The 15347-nt window shown below is 70.4% G+C and carries 15 protein-coding genes and 1 riboswitch; of the genes, 11 read left to right on the top strand and 4 right to left on the bottom strand.

All coding sequences use genetic code 11. From position 1 onward, the window contains the following. The first annotated feature begins 25 nt into the window (after positions 1 to 25). The 6 genes from ACWCRD_RS33425 to ACWCRD_RS33450 all read left to right on the top strand — a co-directional run bounded on the left by ACWCRD_RS33425 (position 26) and on the right by ACWCRD_RS33450 (position 8179). Positions 26 to 1045, top strand: coding sequence for an ABC transporter substrate-binding protein (locus ACWCRD_RS33425; RefSeq protein WP_450969480.1), 1020 nt, complete (start codon positions 26 to 28; stop codon positions 1043 to 1045). An 82-nt stretch (positions 1046 to 1127) separates the two neighbouring features. Then, a complete protein-coding gene (locus tag ACWCRD_RS33430) occupies positions 1128 to 2303 on the top strand; it encodes an ATP-grasp domain-containing protein (protein WP_450969481.1) in 1176 nt (391 codons plus the stop codon). Next, positions 2300 to 4003 carry an IucA/IucC family protein gene (locus ACWCRD_RS33435; RefSeq protein ID WP_450969482.1) on the top strand — a complete coding sequence of 568 codons (1704 nt, stop codon included), beginning with the start codon at positions 2300 to 2302 and terminating at the stop codon, positions 4001 to 4003. Before ACWCRD_RS33430 ends, ACWCRD_RS33435 begins: the two co-directional genes overlap by 4 nt. Then, positions 4000 to 5202, top strand: a complete 1203-nt coding sequence (locus ACWCRD_RS33440; RefSeq protein WP_450969483.1) for an MFS transporter — start codon at positions 4000 to 4002, stop codon at positions 5200 to 5202. Before ACWCRD_RS33435 ends, ACWCRD_RS33440 begins: the two co-directional genes overlap by 4 nt. Continuing rightward, entirely contained in the window at positions 5202 to 6974 is a 1773-nt protein-coding gene (locus ACWCRD_RS33445; RefSeq protein WP_450969484.1) for an IucA/IucC family protein, read from the top strand. The genes ACWCRD_RS33440 and ACWCRD_RS33445 overlap by 1 nt, the downstream gene beginning before the upstream one ends. Continuing rightward, on the top strand, positions 6971 to 8179 hold the full coding sequence (locus tag ACWCRD_RS33450) for a type III PLP-dependent enzyme (RefSeq protein WP_450969485.1): 1209 nt from the start codon (positions 6971 to 6973) through the stop codon (positions 8177 to 8179). The genes ACWCRD_RS33445 and ACWCRD_RS33450 overlap by 4 nt, the downstream gene beginning before the upstream one ends. Positions 8180 to 8264: 85 nt before the next feature. Here the strand turns inward: ACWCRD_RS33450 and ACWCRD_RS33455 are convergent, their stop codons facing one another. Then, positions 8265 to 8558, bottom strand: a complete 294-nt coding sequence (locus ACWCRD_RS33455) for a hypothetical protein (protein ID WP_344401393.1) — start codon at positions 8556 to 8558, stop codon at positions 8265 to 8267. Between the two features lie 172 nt (positions 8559 to 8730). On the opposite strand from ACWCRD_RS33455, the gene ACWCRD_RS33460 reads away from it, so the two are divergent. Together ACWCRD_RS33460 and ACWCRD_RS33465 are read left to right on the top strand one after the other, a co-directional pair. Further along, on the top strand, positions 8731 to 9096 hold the full coding sequence (locus tag ACWCRD_RS33460) for a nuclear transport factor 2 family protein (protein WP_450969486.1): 366 nt from the start codon (positions 8731 to 8733) through the stop codon (positions 9094 to 9096). Positions 9097 to 9208: 112 nt separating this feature from the next. Then, a riboswitch (ZMP/ZTP riboswitch) is annotated at positions 9209 to 9292 on the top strand. A 22-nt stretch (positions 9293 to 9314) separates the two neighbouring features. Next, entirely contained in the window at positions 9315 to 10163 is an 849-nt protein-coding gene (locus ACWCRD_RS33465; protein ID WP_450969487.1) for a bifunctional 5,10-methylenetetrahydrofolate dehydrogenase/5,10-methenyltetrahydrofolate cyclohydrolase, read from the top strand. Here ACWCRD_RS33465 and ACWCRD_RS33470 read toward each other — a convergent pair whose 3' ends face one another. Together ACWCRD_RS33470 and ACWCRD_RS33475 are read right to left on the bottom strand one after the other, a co-directional pair. Then, complete coding sequence (locus ACWCRD_RS33470) at positions 10164 to 11135, bottom strand: CU044_5270 family protein (RefSeq protein ID WP_450969488.1); 972 nt, start codon at positions 11133 to 11135, stop codon at positions 10164 to 10166. Then, on the bottom strand, positions 11128 to 11688 hold the full coding sequence (locus ACWCRD_RS33475; RefSeq protein ID WP_450969489.1) for an RNA polymerase sigma factor: 561 nt from the start codon (positions 11686 to 11688) through the stop codon (positions 11128 to 11130). Before ACWCRD_RS33475 ends, ACWCRD_RS33470 begins: the two co-directional genes overlap by 8 nt. A gap of 105 nt (positions 11689 to 11793) precedes the next feature. On the opposite strand from ACWCRD_RS33475, the gene ctaD reads away from it, so the two are divergent. From ctaD to ACWCRD_RS33490, 3 genes are read left to right on the top strand one after another with little or no spacing between them, the layout of a single operon-like run. Then, the gene (ctaD, locus tag ACWCRD_RS33480) at positions 11794 to 13401 is read left to right on the top strand and encodes an aa3-type cytochrome oxidase subunit I (RefSeq protein ID WP_450969490.1); all 1608 of its coding nucleotides are present in this window, start codon (positions 11794 to 11796) and stop codon (positions 13399 to 13401) included. 5 nt (positions 13402 to 13406) lie between these two features. Then, positions 13407 to 13748: a hypothetical protein gene (locus ACWCRD_RS33485; RefSeq protein WP_450969491.1), complete on the top strand. Its 342-nt coding sequence runs from the start codon at positions 13407 to 13409 to the stop codon at positions 13746 to 13748. Positions 13749 to 13750: 2 nt separating this feature from the next. Further along, complete coding sequence (locus ACWCRD_RS33490) at positions 13751 to 14404, top strand: NAD(P)H-binding protein (protein WP_450969492.1); 654 nt, start codon at positions 13751 to 13753, stop codon at positions 14402 to 14404. A gap of 40 nt (positions 14405 to 14444) precedes the next feature. On the opposite strand, the gene ACWCRD_RS33495 is transcribed toward ACWCRD_RS33490, so the two are convergent. Next, positions 14445 to 15347 (bottom strand): IS3 family transposase (locus ACWCRD_RS33495; protein ID WP_450969493.1); only part of this gene is annotated, 903 nt, incomplete at its 5' end.

Raw genomic sequence — 15347 nt, forward strand, 5'->3', positions numbered from 1 at the left:
CCCCTACCAGAAAGACCCACCCCCCATGTTCAAGCGCTCCCCCCTGCGCGGAATCGGCCGGCTGATCGCCGTGCTGCTCTCCGTCGTGCTCGGTACGGCCGTACTGGCCGCCTGCGGCAGCGAGAAGACCGATGCGGCCGACCCGGCGAAGGCCGCCGGCGCGGCATCGGCCGGCTTCCCGCGCACCCTCAAGACGGTGATGGGCGACGTCAGGATCCCCTCGCAGCCGAAGCGGGTCGTGGTGCTCGACACCGGTGAGCTGGACGATGTCACCCTGCTCGGCATCGACCCGGTCGGCGCGGTCGCCCCGCACTTCAAGAGCGAGGGCGGCTTCCCGACCTACCTGAAGGGCGAGTTGAGCGGCACGGCCGACGTCGGCCCGCTCCTGGAGCCCAACCTGGAGAAGATCGCCTCGCTGAAGCCGGATCTGATCCTGTCGTCGAAGGTCCGGCACGAGAAGGTCTACGACAAGCTCAGCGCGATCGCCCCGACCGTCTTCACGGAGACCACCGGTGGTGTCTGGAAGCAGAACCTCAAGGTGCACGCCGAGGCGCTCGGCCTGGAGAAGGAGGCCGCCGCGAAGCTCAAGGAGTACGAGACGCAGGCCAAGGCGCTGGGTGAGGCCATCAGGAAGAAGGACGGCGGCACCATGCCGACCGCGTCCGTGGTGCGCTTCATCGCCGGTCCGACCCGCCTCTACCAGACCAACTCCTACAGCGGTGTCGTGCTCAACGACATCGGCTTCAAGCGGCCCAAGTCCCAGGTGTCGAACGACCCCGCCGTCACCATGAAGGACGTCAGCCCGGAGGAGATCGACCAGGCCGACGCCGACCTGATCTTCGTGACCACCGCCGACACCCCGGACAAGACCCAGCAGACGCAGGTCACCTCCAACCCGGTCTGGAAGTCCCTCAAGGCCGTCAAGGGCGGCAAGGTCTTCACCGTCCCGGACGAGACGTGGATGTCCGGCATCGGCGTCCAGGCCGCGGAGCAGATGCTGGGGGACGTGGCGAAGGCCACCGGCGTGGAGCTCCCGAAGAAGTAACTCCCGCTCCCTCGGGGCGGGCCGCAGCACCGCCGCGCCCGCCCCCGACCCCCCACCCGCCAGCGGAAGTTGTCCCTCAGCCATGCGCCTGTATCTGCTTGCCCTCAATCCGACCGACTCCGTCTCCGAGGGCTTCCTGCCCGCCGCCGCCCGGCTGGGCCTGGACGTCACCGTCCTCACCGACCAGCCCGAGGCCCACCGTCGCGCCCACCCCGAGACCGAGGTCCTGGAGTGCGATGTCCGCGACCACCGGGCGGTCATCACCCGCATCTCGACGCACCACCGTGCTGATGCCGTCTTCACCAACAGCGACCACCTCCAGGCCCAGGCCGCCCTCGCCGCCGCCTACTTCGGCCTGCCCGCCAAGGACTGGCGGGCCGCCCTCGCCACCAAGGACAAGGCGGAGATGCGGCGCCGGCTGGCCGCCGCAGGCGTGGACACGGTGTGGTCGGCCGAGCTCATGGAGCCGGTCGCTCCGGACGACGCGCCGTACCCCTGCGTCCTCAAGCCCCGCGAGGGCGTAGCCAGCGAGGACGTCGTCCTGGTCGACGACGCCGAGCAGCTGACCACGCACGCCAAGGACATCCTTCAGCGCCGCCCCGGAGCCGTCCTGCTCGTCGAGGAGTACCTACCCGGCGAGCTGTACACCCTGGAGACGCTCGGTGACGGGCATGTGCGCCATGTGCTGGGCGGCTTCCACACGGAGCTGTCGCCCCCGCCGTACTTCATCGAGGAGCGCCTCACTTTCGTGCCGGCCCATCCCGAGCCGGTCGTCGCACAGGTTCTCGCCCAGCTGGACGCGCTGGGCGTCGGGTTCGGCGCCTGTCACACCGAGTTCGTGGTGCACGCGGGCCGGGCCAGGATCATCGAGGTCAACTACCGTGCCATCGGCGACCAGTGCGATCTGCTGCTGGCCAGGCTGCTGGACATACCGCTCTTCGAGCTGATCCTCCGCGCCCATCTCGGCGAGCGTCTCCCCACCGACCTGGGAGGCCGCCGCGACGGCGCCGCGCGCCTGGACTACCCCTGCGCCGACCGCGCCGGAACCTTGATCGAAGCCCCCGCAGCCCAGGAACTGACTGTCGACGGCGCGCATCTGACATACCGTCCACTGCGACCAGTGGGCGAGCGGCACGAGCTGTACCGCACCAACCGCGACTACCTCGGGGTCCTGCGGGCCGTCGGCACCGACCAGGCGACGGTGGACCGGGCGTCGGCCGGCTTCCTGGCCGCGCAGCGCTGGGAGATCCAGCCGTGACCACGCCGACCGTGACGGACACCTGTGAGGCGGAGCTGCTCACCCGCGTGCTCAGCGCCCTGCTGCGGGAGGACGTGGTCGGGCTGCGCAGCCGCAGCGCGCTCGTGCACCGCCCTGACGGCGCCTGGCTAAGGCTGCCCACCGCCGAGGACGCCCTGCTGCTGCCCGTCACCGAGGACGGCTACCAGTGCGAGCACCGCGCCCGGCTGCCCCTGCTCGCGCGCGAGTCGGACGGCACCGAGCTGACCTCGTACGAGACCGTGCTCGGTGCGCTGCGTGAGCTGGCCGAGCCCGTGGACCGCGGGGGCTTCGACGCGTTCGCCGAGGAGTGCCGTCAGACGCTGGACACCATGCGGCTGCACGAGCGGACCCGGGACGAGGTCGGCCGACGGCTCATCGACCGGTACGGGGACGATCCGGCCCGGTGGACGGGTCTGGCGTACGACACCCTCGCGGCCCGCCTCGACCATCCCGTCTACCCGACCGCACGCGGCCGCTCAGGGCTGTCGGAGGAGCAACTGCGGTCGTACGCACCGGAGTTCCATCCCCGTTTCGCCCTGCGCTGGCTCGTGGTGCCGCGTGAGGCGGTGACCCTGACCGGCCCGCTTCCCGGGCTGTGGCCCTCGCCCGCGCGGCTCGGTCTGCCCGAGGTCGAGCAGACCCATCTGGCGCTGCCCGTACACCCGTTGACCGTGGGCGCGCCGCTCGAGGAGGCGCTGCGGACCACCGGCCTCGCCGGCCGTGCGCTGCTCGCCGAGCAGGCTCACCTCGAAGTCCTGCCGACGCTCTCGATGCGCACGGTCGCGGTGGCCGCGGATCCGTCCCTGCACCTCAAACTCCCCCTGGCCACGGCCACCTTGGGCCTGCGCAACAAACGCTCCATCAAGCCCGGCACGCTCGTCGACGGCGCGGCGGGGCAGCGGCTGGTGGAGGCCGTGATCGCGCGCGAACCGCGTTTCCGGGACACGATCCTGCACGCGGACGAGACCACGTACGCGCACGCCGGACACGAACTGCTGGCAGTTCTCTGCCGCCGCTTCCCGGCCACTCCCGAGGACTCCGTCGTCGTTCCGCTGGCCGCGCTCCTCGCCGAGGCGCCCGGCGGCCGACTGGTCCTCGACCACCTGGCCGACCGCTTCTACGGCGGCGATCCACTGGCCCTGCTGGATGCCTGCCTGTCGTTGCTGTTCGACTGGCAGACGACCCTGTTCGGCTACGGCATCGCCCTGGAGTCGCACCAGCAGAACGTCTCGCTGGTGCTGGGGCCGGGCGGTCTGCGGTTGCTGTTCAAGGACAACGACGGGCCCCGCGTCAACGCGACCCGGCTGGCGACCGTACTGCCCGGGCCGTGGGGCTTCGACGATCCGCGGACCTTCACCGCCGGGGACGGGCCGGTGGCCGACGTGTTCGCCACCATCACGGTCCATCTGTGTGCCGGAGCCTACGCATTCGGGCTCACCGAGCACCGGGACGCGCTGCTGGCGCTCGTACGCGATCGGCTCGCGGAGGCCGTCGACCGGCTCGGCGGTGATGCGGGCGCCGTCCTGCGGGCGCGTGTCCTCGATGCGCCGCGGTTGCCGGTCAAGGCCATGGTCACGGCCGGCACGCTGCTCAGCAAGGAGCGCTCGGGGGCCGCTGACATCAACAAGCACTACACGAGCGGCCCCAACTACCTGCTGTCCGAGGGGGGTTCCGCATGAGCACCGAGATCCTGCGGATGCCGGGTACGGCGTTCACCCGCGGGCATGTGCACGCGGTCGCGGGCTGCTACTTCGTGGCGTCCTTCGCGGCGCTCGGGCTGCCGCCGTATCTCACCGAGATCCTCCCGGAGCTGGGTGACCGCCATGCCCGCTGGGCGGGGGTGCTGTACGTCGTCCCGACGGTGTTCGGGGCGCTGGGCGCCCCGCTGTGGGGGCGCCTCGCCGACCGCTACGGCCGTAAACGGCTGCTGCTGCGCGCCCAGTTGGGGCTGGCCGTGGCCTTCCTGCTCGCGGGCTGGGCGGACTCCCTGGCCACGTTCACGGTGGCGCTGGTGTTGCAGGGCATCCTGGGCGGCACGTTCGCCGCGTCCAACGGGTACCTGGGTGCCGCCCTGGAGGGGCCGGCCCTGTCCAAGGCGCTCACGTTGATGCAGGGCAGCGCGCGGGCCGCGCTGGTCGTGGCCCCGATCGTGGTCGGCTCGCTGTCGGGCCGGCTGTCACCGCACCGCCAGTACGCCCTGCTCGCGGTACTGCCGCTGGCGGCCGCCCTTTTGCTGGCGGCACTGCCCGAACCGGAGCCGACCGCGCAGGAGTCGGAGAACGCCCCAGAGACGACTGCCGCGCACGAGCCACCGGTGATCTCGCTCAAGACCCTGTACGCCCTGGAGTTCGCCTTCGTCTTCTCCACGGTCATCTCCTTCCCCTACCTGATCGCCCTCGTCGACGACCGCCTCCCGGGCACTTCACCGACCCTCTCCGGCGTGCTGTTCGCCCTCCCCCACCTGTGCTATCTGGTCTCGGCGCTGGCCGTGCACTCCGCCTTCCACCGCCGCCCCCGCACCGGGATCGCGCTCGGCTTCGCCTGCATCGCGCTCGGGCTCGCCGGACACGGGGTCGCCGGTTCCCTGCCCACGCTGATCGCCGTACGGCTGCTGCTGGGCGCGGGTCTGACTCTCGGCCTGGTGTGTCTGTCGGTGCTGGCCGCCGACTGCGCCAAGGGCCGGGCGCCGGGCGGGATGTTCGGCTCGCTGGAGTTCTTCTCCAAGGCCGGCGCGGTCGCCGCCGGACTGGCCGCGGCGGCGGGGAGCGCCCGCTTCGGCCCGGCCGCACCCGTGCTCATCGGCAGCGCGGCCGCCGCCGTCACCGTACTGGCCGCTCTCCTCCCCCCGCTGACCCCCCGCACCCGCAGGAGCCGCTGATGCCCTCGCTGATCCGTCCCCAGACCTCGTCCGGGGGGACCGCGATCTCGCTCTGCCCGCCCGCCACTGCAGCCGCGCCCGCCGGGCTCCCCTCCGCCGACGACGCCGTGGCCCACACGCTCCTCAACTGCCTGCTGCGCGAGGTGTCGGGCCCCGAGCACCAGTCGGTCGTCGCCGACGGCCGGCTGCTGCTGCGGCTGCCCCGCCGCGGGGTGCTGCTACGGGTCGCGCTGCGCCGCACCTCGCTGCTGGGCGCGCACCGCTTCACCGGCCCCGTCAGCGAACAGGGCGAGGACGGCTGGTCGGCGGTGGACTGGCGGCGCCTGGCCGAGTACACCCACGACGAGCTGTCGCTGCGCACCGGCGTACGCAACGAGGAGTTCCTGGAGCAGATCACCTCCAGCCATGACGCCATCACCACCGCACTCGCCGCCGACCGCCCCGCCCGCCTCCCGGACGACCGCCTCTCCGCCTACCTGGCCTCCGAGCAGTCCCTGCTCTTCGGGCACCGCTTCCACCCCACGCCCAAGGCCCGCACCGGCGACCCGCGCGCCTGGTCCGCGTATGCCCCCGAGGTCGGTGCCTCCTTCCCGCTGCACCACCTCGCCGTCCGCGCCCATCTGATCGCCGAGGAGTCCGCGGACCCGTCGGCGACCGCCCCGCTGGACCGCCTGCGTTCGGACGTACCCGAGGGCTACCGGTTGCTGCCCGCCCACCCCTGGCAGTACGAGACCCTCCGGGCCCACCCGGCCCTGCGCGCCGCCCTCGACCGCGGTGACATCCTCGACCTGGGGCCGGGCGGACACCCCTTCGCGGCCACCGCCTCGGTGCGCACCCTGTACGACGGGGAGACCTTCCTCAAGTTCAGCCTGAACGTCCGCATCACCAACTGCCTGCGCAAGAACAGCAGTTATGAGCTGTCCGGCGCCGTCGCGCTGACCCGTCTGCTGGCCCCGGCACTCGCCGACCTGGCCGACCGCTTCCCCGGCAGCGCCGTGCTGCGCGAGCCGGCCTACCGCACGCTGGCCCTGCCCGGCCCGGACGGCACCCCCGACCGCGACCTGTTCGAGGGCTTCGGCGTCATCGTCCGCGAGGGCCTGCCGCGCCGCCTCGCCCCCGGCACCGTCCCCCTCCTCGCCGCCGCGGTCGCCGACGAGTACCCGACGGGCGCCGCCCACGTCTCCCGCCTCCTCGACGGAGCGGACGTACGCACCACCCTCGCCTGGTGGACGACGTATCTCGACCTGCTCGTCCCGCCCGTCCTGGCCGCCTACTTCGACCACGGCCTGGTCCTGGAACCCCATCTGCAGAACGTCCTGGTGTGCGTCGGCGCCGACGGCATGCCCGCCCAGGTCCTCTTCCGCGACCTGGAGGGCACCAAGCTCGTCCCCGAACACCACGCCGAGACGCTGGCCGCACTGCCGCCCGACGTCGCGGGCCCGATGACGTACGACGCCCAGCGCGGCTGGGACCGGGTCGTGTACTGCCTGCTCGTCAACCACGTCGCCGAGCTGCTCGCCGCCCTCGCCGACCTGCACCCGCAGGCGGAGGCGGCCCTGTGGGCCCGGGTGCGCGCCACGCTCCAGGCGTACGCCGACCGCCACGGCTGCCCGCCGAGGCTCGCCGCCCTGCTCGCCGGAGTGCCGCTGCCCGCCAAGGCCAACCTGCTGACCCGCTGGGAACGCAAGGCGGACCGGGACGCCGGGTACGTCCGGCTGCCGTCACCGCTCGCCGAGGACATCCTGCGCGACACGACCGGGAGCGCCCGATGACCGACCCGACGCCCGCGGTCCACGACCACGTCCTGTCCCTGCCCGTCACCGAACTGCCCGCGTACGTCTACGACTTGGCGGCGCTGAGTGCTCATGCCGCCGCCGTGCGGGCCGCACTGCCCGAGCGGGTCGAGGTGTACTACGCAGCCAAGGCGAACCCGGAGCCGGAGATCCTCGGCGCGCTCGGCCCCTACGTCGACGGCTACGAGGTCTCCTCGGGCGGTGAACTCGCCCATGTGGCCAAGGCGGTCCCGGACCGGCCGCTCGCCTTCGGCGGTCCCGGCAAGACACCGGACGAGGTACGGACCGCGCTGGAGCTCGGCGTCGAGCGTTTCCATGTGGAGAGCGCGTACGAGCTGCGCATGCTGGCCGAGCTGGCGCGGACCTGCGCGCCGGGGCGCCGGGTGGCGGTGCTGGTCCGCGTCAATCTTCCGGTCGCGGACGGAGCGCTGGCGGGCAGCTCGCTGGCGATGGGGGGCCGTCCGACGCCGTTCGGCCTGGACCCGGCACAGGCCGTCGACGTCGTACGGGCGCTCACCGACGGCACGTATCCGCACCTCGAACTACGGGGTGTTCACGCGCACCTGGCCAGTGGCCTGGAGGCGGCGGAACAGCTGGCGGTGGCCCAGTCCGTGGTGTCCTGGGCGACGGGCCTCGGTGTTCCGCTCGCCGAGGTGAACGTCGGCGGCGGCATGACCGTCGACTACACCGATCCGGAGCACCGCTTCGACTGGACCGCGTACGGCAGGGGGCTCGCCCGTCTGACCGAGGCGCACCCCGAGCTGACCCTGCGCATCGAGCCGGGGCGGGCGCTGACGGCCTACTGCGGCTGGTACGCCACCGAGGTGCTGGACGTGAAGCGCAGCCACGGCGAGGAGTTCGCGGTGGTTCGCGGCGGCACCCACCACTTGCGGACCCCGGCGACGAAGGGGCATGACCAGCCCTGTTCCGTGCTGAAGGTGGACGCCTGGCCGCACCCGTGGCCGCGGTCGGCCGCCGAGGGCGAGCAGGTCACCGTGGCGGGGCAGCTGTGCACCCCGAAGGACGTCCTGGCCCGCCGGGTCCCCGCGCCGGGGCTCAGGGCCGGCGACCGGGTGGTGTTCTCGCTCGCGGGCGCCTACGCGTGGAACATCTCGCACCACGACTTCCTGATGCACCCCCGGCCCGGTTTCCACTTCCTTCACCCTTCCAGAGCAGGGTCGTGATCAGGTCACCCCCACAGCGAAAGGGCCGCCCGTCTCCGGGCGGCCCTTTCGCTGTGGGGGGGACGTTCGATGCGGCGTCGGCGGGTTACAGGGCCCCCGGGAACCCGCTGGCGGCTCCCATGCGGGCGACCCGGTCCAGCTGCTCGAGGTTGTTGAGTCGGTTCAGGTGCTGCAGCTGCTCGGAAGGGCGCGGCACCTCGGCCCTGCGCTCGGCCGGGATGCCGCTCTGGGCGAGCGAGTCGAGCGTGGAGATCGGGTTGAGCTCGCTCGCGTCCTTGTTCTGGATGGTCGCGTCGGACGCACAGGCAAGCGGCGCGGCAAGGGCGGTGATTCCTGCGGCGAGACCAACGGCGGCGACGATACGTCGTGTTGAGATCATGCTTCCCACAACGTCACCGGGCCTGCGGCGGTCACGGCCGCGCCACGCCACTCACCCATCAGGGGCAGTGCTCCGGCTGCGCTTGCCGAGGCCGCCGCGGCGGAGGAGCCTCGAAGGAGGGGTCCTTCGCGGCCCGCAGCTCCTCGGGTCGCGTCCCTCGAAGGAGGTCATCATGGGCACCACGGCAACTCCCGGCTTCAGCGCGGACACCCTGCGCAAGGGGGTCGAAGGACACACTGCGGCGGATCTTCTGTCGCTCTATGCGGACGACGCGCAGGTACGCATCGTGGACCGCAACACCCAGCCCAGCCAGCCCAAGGTTCTGCGCGGTCGCCAGGAGATCGGCGCAATGTTCGAGGACATCTACAGCCGTGACATGACACACAAAGTGGACCAGTGCATCATTCAGGGCGATCATGCCGCCTACAGCCAGTCCTGCCAGTACTCGGACGGGACACGCGTCCTGGCCGAGTCGATGATCACCCTGCGTGACGGCAAGATCAGCGAAGAGGTCCTGATCCAGGCGTGGGACGAGTAGGACGAGTAAGGGGCACAACCGCGAGGGTCCAGATCATCGCCCGATCGACCTGGACCTTCTCGGCGTCCCCGTGACAGGGGCTCCTGACCGCCGTGGCGGCTCGGCTAGTCTGAGGGCGGGCCGTGACTGGCGCTGAGGTGGAGTACCACCGGGGAGCGGCCACGCAGAGTCGATGCCGTGCGCCTGGGCGGTACGTCACACCTGCCCAGGAGTGGATCATGCCCCAGGCCCGGCTCATCGACGGCACCTCCCTTGCCCGGCGCATCGTCGAGGACACCGCCAAGCGGGCGGCCGACCTCACCGGACGGACCGGAACGGCGCCGTGCCTGGCGACGGTACTGGTCGGCGAGGACCCCGCCTCCGTCACCTATGTCCGGATGAAGCGGAACCGCTGCCGCAAGGCCGGTATCGAGTCGCGCCAGGTGGAACTTCCCGCCGCCACGACCACCGAGGAACTCGTCGGCGCCCTGCGTTCCCTCTCGGACGCCCCGGGGGTGCACGGCATTCTGCTGCAGCACCCGATGGGCGAGCACATCGACGAGCGGGCCGCGTTCGAGGCGATCGCGCCCGAGAAGGACGTCGACGGCGTCACCTTCGCCTCGTTCGCGACGATGAGCTTCGGCCTGCCGGGCTTCGTGTCGTGCACGCCGGGCGGCATCATGCGGCTGCTCGACGAGTACGGCGTCGACCCGTCCGGGAAGCGGGCCGTGGTCGTGGGCCGCAGCGCCATCCTCGGCAAGCCGGCCGGCATGCTGCTGCTCGCCCGCGACGCGACGGTGACGTACTGCCACTCCCGTACCCGGGACCTGTCCTCGGTCGTGCGGGAGGCGGACATCGTGGTCGCCGCCGTGGGGCGGCCGCGGTTGATCCGGGGCGAGGACATCAAGCCAGGCGCGGTCGTGATCGACGCCGGCTACAACCCGGGAAACGTCGGCGACGTCGACTTCGACTCCGCCGTGGAGCGGGCCGGTCTGATCACTCCGGTGCCGGGCGGTGTCGGTCCGATGACGATCGCCACGCTGCTGGAGCAGACCGTGGATGCCGCCGCCCGGCAGCTCGGGGTGTGATCAGCGCATCCAGGCGCTGTAGTCCATGACGTCGCCGGCCTTGACGCCGTACTCCGGCTCCGCCCCGGTGACGACGGTCTCCAGGCCGAGGACCGCACCGGTGGACGGCTGCATGATCAGCATCCGCCGGTAGCCGGCGCCCTCGTACTCGTACGCCTGTCCGCGCCGCCCGAGCCGGTCCGTGACCTGGCCGACCGGTCGCAGCCCCTCGGTGCCCGCGAGGAGCCGGGCCAGCGTCGCGGACTCGCGGGAGCCGAGGGTCCAGTGGTCGAGCAACACCCCGACGGCGTCGAGGAGTTCGGGAGTCGTCAGCTTGGTGCGGGTGTACGAGGCCTCCTGGAGGTAGACCCGCAGCCTTGCCGTGCCGTTCGGCGGGGGGGACTCGGGCGGCGCGTCGCTCCAACTGGGCGGAAACGTCCGGCTGCTGATGACATGGCCGTCCTCGACCAGGTGTGGGTCGCCGCCGTCGTCGCGCAGGACCGGCCGGCCGGGGTGGCGGGGGTCGGTCGCCACCACGAGCTCGGTGTGGCTGCCGTCGGCCTTCCAGCGCACGACGCGCTCCTCGGGGAGCGTGATCGGGGGCTTGTCGTCGCTCATGCCGAGGCTCCAGGACTGCACATGCGTGCCCTTGCGCAGCCTCGGCGCATCCTCCGCCGTGGCCTGCCGCTGTGCGCGGTCGGCGAGTTCCTCCAGGGGTACGGGGGTGGAGTCTGCCTGGACGACCAGCGGGCGGGGTGCGGCGACCGCGGGCGCGGTGCCGGGGCCGCTGAGCAGCAACGCCAACGCGGTCGCGGCGACGGCGGCGGTGGTGGCGAGGCTCCAGACGAGCCGGGTGCGGCGGCGCGTGGGGCGGTCGTGCAGCAGCCGGTTGAGCCGGCGCTCGGCGTGGTGGTCGAGGGGGCCGTCGCCGTAGTGGGGACCGTCGAGCGGCACCGGGTTGGCGCGGCGCAGGAGTTCGAGTTCGTCAGCCATGGCCGTGTTCCTTCGAGGGGGTCGCGTCGGCGGAGGCCGCGCTGGGGCGCAGGGGTCCCATGCGGTCTATCTCGGCTCTCAGCCGGTGCCGGGCGCGGTGCAGCCGCATCGATGCGGCCCTCGTTCCGCAGCCGAGGGCGACCGCGACCTCGTCGATGCCCAGTTCCTCCCATGCCGTCAGGCGCAGCACCTCCTGGTCGGCCTCGGACAGCCGGGCCAGCGCCTCGTGCACCCAGCCGCCCGGGGTCTCCGCATCGGGGCTCGCCACGATCTGCCGGCCGTGTGCGGTCTCGTCGTTGCCCAGGCGGTCGACCAGGCGGCGGCGCCGCCCGTAGCCGCGTACCGCGTTCGCCAGGCAGTTGCGGGCCACGCCGTAGAGCCAGGGCAGCGGGGATCCCGGCAGGTCGGCCCGGCGTCGCCAGGCGACCGTGAACACCTCCGCCACCACTTCCTCCACCTCGCCGGCCCGCCCGCCCAGTCGCCGCGCGACATAGCGGCTGACCGCCCAGTAGTGCTCGCGATAGGCAGCGGCGAAGATCTCGTCGTTGCTCATGTCCCGTTCGTGTCCGGCACCATCCGGATCGTCACACCCGTTTCCGTGATTCTCGTCGCGTCACCCGAGTGTGACCGGCGTACCCGGAGCGGACACAGGCGGGGCATGAGGCACCTCAAGTGGCTGACGACCACTGATCACAAGACGATCGGGACGCTCTACCTGGTCACGTCGTTCGCGTTCTTCCTGGTCGGCGGCGTGATGGCGCTGCTGATGCGCGCCGAGCTGGCCCGTCCGGGCCTGCAGATCATGTCGAACGAGCAGTTCAACCAGGCGTTCACGATGCACGGCACGATCATGCTGCTGATGTTCGCGACGCCGCTGTTCGCGGGCTTCGCCAACTGGATCATGCCGCTGCAGATCGGCGCCCCGGATGTGGCCTTCCCGCGGCTGAACATGCTCGCGTACTGGCTCTATCTCCTCGGCTCGACCATCGCCGTCGGCGGCTTCCTCACCCCGCAGGGTGCGGCCGACTTCGGCTGGTTCGCCTACTCCCCGCTGTCGGACGCGGTCCGCAGCCCGGGTATCGGCGCCGACCTGTGGATCATGGGTCTGGCCTTCTCCGGCTTCGGCACGATCCTCGGTGCGGTCAACTTCATCACCACCATCATCTGCATGCGCGCGCCGGGCATGACCATGTTCCGCATGCCGATCTTCACGTGGAACGTGCTGCTGACGGGTGTTCTCGTGCTCCTGGCCTTCCCGGTGTTGGCCGCGGCGCTGTTCGCGCTGGAGGCGGACCGCAAGTTCGGGGCGCATGTCTTCGACGCGGCCAATGGCGGCGCCCTGCTGTGGCAACACCTCTTCTGGTTCTTCGGCCATCCAGAGGTGTACATCATCGCGCTGCCGTTCTTCGGCATCATCTCCGAGGTCATCCCGGTCTTCTCCCGCAAGCCGATGTTCGGCTACATGGGCCTGATCGGCGCGACCATCGCCATCGCGGGTCTGTCCGTGACCGTGTGGGCCCACCACATGTACGTCACCGGCGGTGTACTGCTCCCGTTCTTCTCCTTCATGACGTTCCTCATCGCCGTACCGACCGGCGTGAAGTTCTTCAACTGGATCGGAACGATGTGGAAGGGCTCCCTGTCCTTCGAGACCCCGATGCTCTGGGCGACCGGCTTTCTGATCACGTTCGTCTTCGGCGGCCTGACCGGCGTGATGCTCGCCTCCCCGCCGCTGGACTTCCCGACCTCCGACACCTACTTCGTCGTCGCCCATTTCCATTACGTCATCTTCGGCACCGTCGTGTTCGCGATGTTCTCCGGATTCCATTTCTGGTGGCCCAAGTTCACCGGCAAGATGCTCGACGAGCGCCTCGGGAAAATCACCTTCTGGACGCTGTTCGTCGGCTTCCACGGCACCTTCCTGGTCCAGCACTGGCTGGGGGTGAACGGAATGCAGCGGCGGATTCCCGACTATCTGGCGGTGGAGGGTCTGACGACGCTCAACACGGTGTCGACCATCTTCTCGTTCCTCCTCGGAATGTCGTTCCTGCCGTTCTTCTACAACGTCTGGAAGACCGCGCAGTACGGCGAGAAGGTGGAGGTCGACGACCCGTGGGGCTACGGCCGCTCCCTGGAGTGGGCGACCTCCTGCCCGCCGCCGCGGCACAACTTCACCTCCCTCCCCCGGATCCGCAGCGAATCCCCGGCGTTCGACCTGCACCATTCCGATTTCGCGACCGTCGACAGGGAGTTGACGACGCTGTGACGGCCATGGACGAGCACCCCGTGGACACGAAGGCATTCCTCAACGAGGTCGAGGGGCATCTGCTCCTCGTGTCCGTCCGCGACCAAGGGCATGCGGCCGCGCTGCGTTTCACAGCCTCGCTCGACTGGCTGACGGAGGGGCAGCGGGCGGAGGTGGAGCGCCGGTTCGAGGCGGAATACCTCGGGCTCGCGCGCACCTCCTGGCAGCGTACGGCCGAGCGGAGCCGGGATCTGCGCGAGGAGTACGAGGAGGCGTACCGCCTGCTGCGTCAGCGGCTCCTGGCGGCCTGCCTGCTGGGGGCGGCCGTGATCCTTGGCCTGTTCACCGCTGTCACCTGGAAGATGTGACCATGATTCTGGTGACTGGCGCGAGTGGGAATGTCGGGACGGCTCTCCTCACTCGCCTTCACAACGACGGAGTGGCCGCGCGGGCGGCGTACCGTGATCCGCGCACCACCGGTCAGGTGACCAGGTCCGGTGGTCGGGCGGTGACGCTCGATCTGGCCGTCCCGGACACCATCGGTCCTGCACTCGACGGCATCGAGACCGTATTCCTCCTCGGCGCGACCGGCCCCGACCAAACGACGCACGAACTCAACATGCTGGAAGCCGCCCGTGCGGTAGGTGTCCGGGTGGTCAAGCTGTCGGTCTGGCGGGCCGACGAAGGACTCTCACCGATCGCCCGGCTGCATCGGCCCGTTGAACAGGCGCTGATCACATCCGGTTTGCCCTGGACGATCCTGCGGCCCAACTTCTATCTGCAGAACTTCCTGCGCCAGCCGTCCATCCGCGAGGCCGGGGAGTTCAGCCTCCCATTGATCACCGCACCCATCAGCTTCGTGGACATCGGCGACATCGCCCGTGTCGCAGCGCGGGTGCTCACCACTGATGGCCACGACGGCTGCGTCTATGACCTCACCGGGCCGAAGGCACTGACCTATGCGGAAGCCGCCGAAGAGATTTCCGCCGTCCTTGGCAAGCCGGTGCGCTACGTGGGACTGTGAGGGGCCTCGCGCTTTCCGGACAGGCTTCTGACCGTTTATTTCACGCGGCGATTCGCAACTTCTCGTACTCGGCATGGACTTCGCGCGGAGGGCGGTAACCCACCGCCGAGTGGAGGCGTTTGCGATTGTACCAGAATTCGATGTAGCGAGTGATGTCCTGCCGGGCGGCCTCGCGGGTCAGGTAAGTCACCCTTGATACGCGCTCGTTCTTCAGGGCGCCGAAGAATGATTCAGCCATGGCGTTGTCGAAACAGATCCCGGTGCGGCCGGCAGATCTGCGGAGTCCGAAGCGGTCCAACGTCCTCCCGAACTCGGCTGACATGTAGTTACTTCCGCGATCCGAGTGAAATATCGCGTCGGCCGAGAGGTTCCTGTTCCGTGCCGCGTTGCGGATCGCCCTGGATATAAGTGGGGTTTGGTAGTGGTCGTCCATCGCGTAACCGATGACTTCCTTCGTGCAGCAGTCGATGACCGTTGCGAGGTACAGCCAGCCTTCCCCGGTCGCGATGTAAGTGATGTCGCCGACGAGTTTTTCGCCGGGCGCATCCGCGGTGAAGTCGCGGCCGACGAGGTCCGGCACCTGGCGGGCCGCAGCTTGAGTGAGGTTGAACCTCTTCGGCCGTGGCAGGCAGGGCACCAGGCCCAGTTCGCGCATGAGTCGGCGGACCAACTCCACGCCCGCGGCGACGCCCCAGCGGTGCAGCTGGGCCTGGATGCGCCGGTGCCCGTAGGTGCTGTCGGACATGTGGAAGGCTTTCTCGATGAGCAATTTCAGTTCTTCGCGCCGTTGAGCTGTCGCGGATTCCGGGCGGGATCGCCAGTCGTAGTAGCCGGATCTGGAGACGCCGAGGCGGCCGCACATGAACTCGATGCTGTATGCGTACTTCTCGGTGTCGAGCCGCATCTCGTCGATGAACTCGTACTTGCTTGCTACCGGGGATCC

It is taken from the genome of Streptomyces sp. NPDC002092 (genome assembly GCF_053593775.1).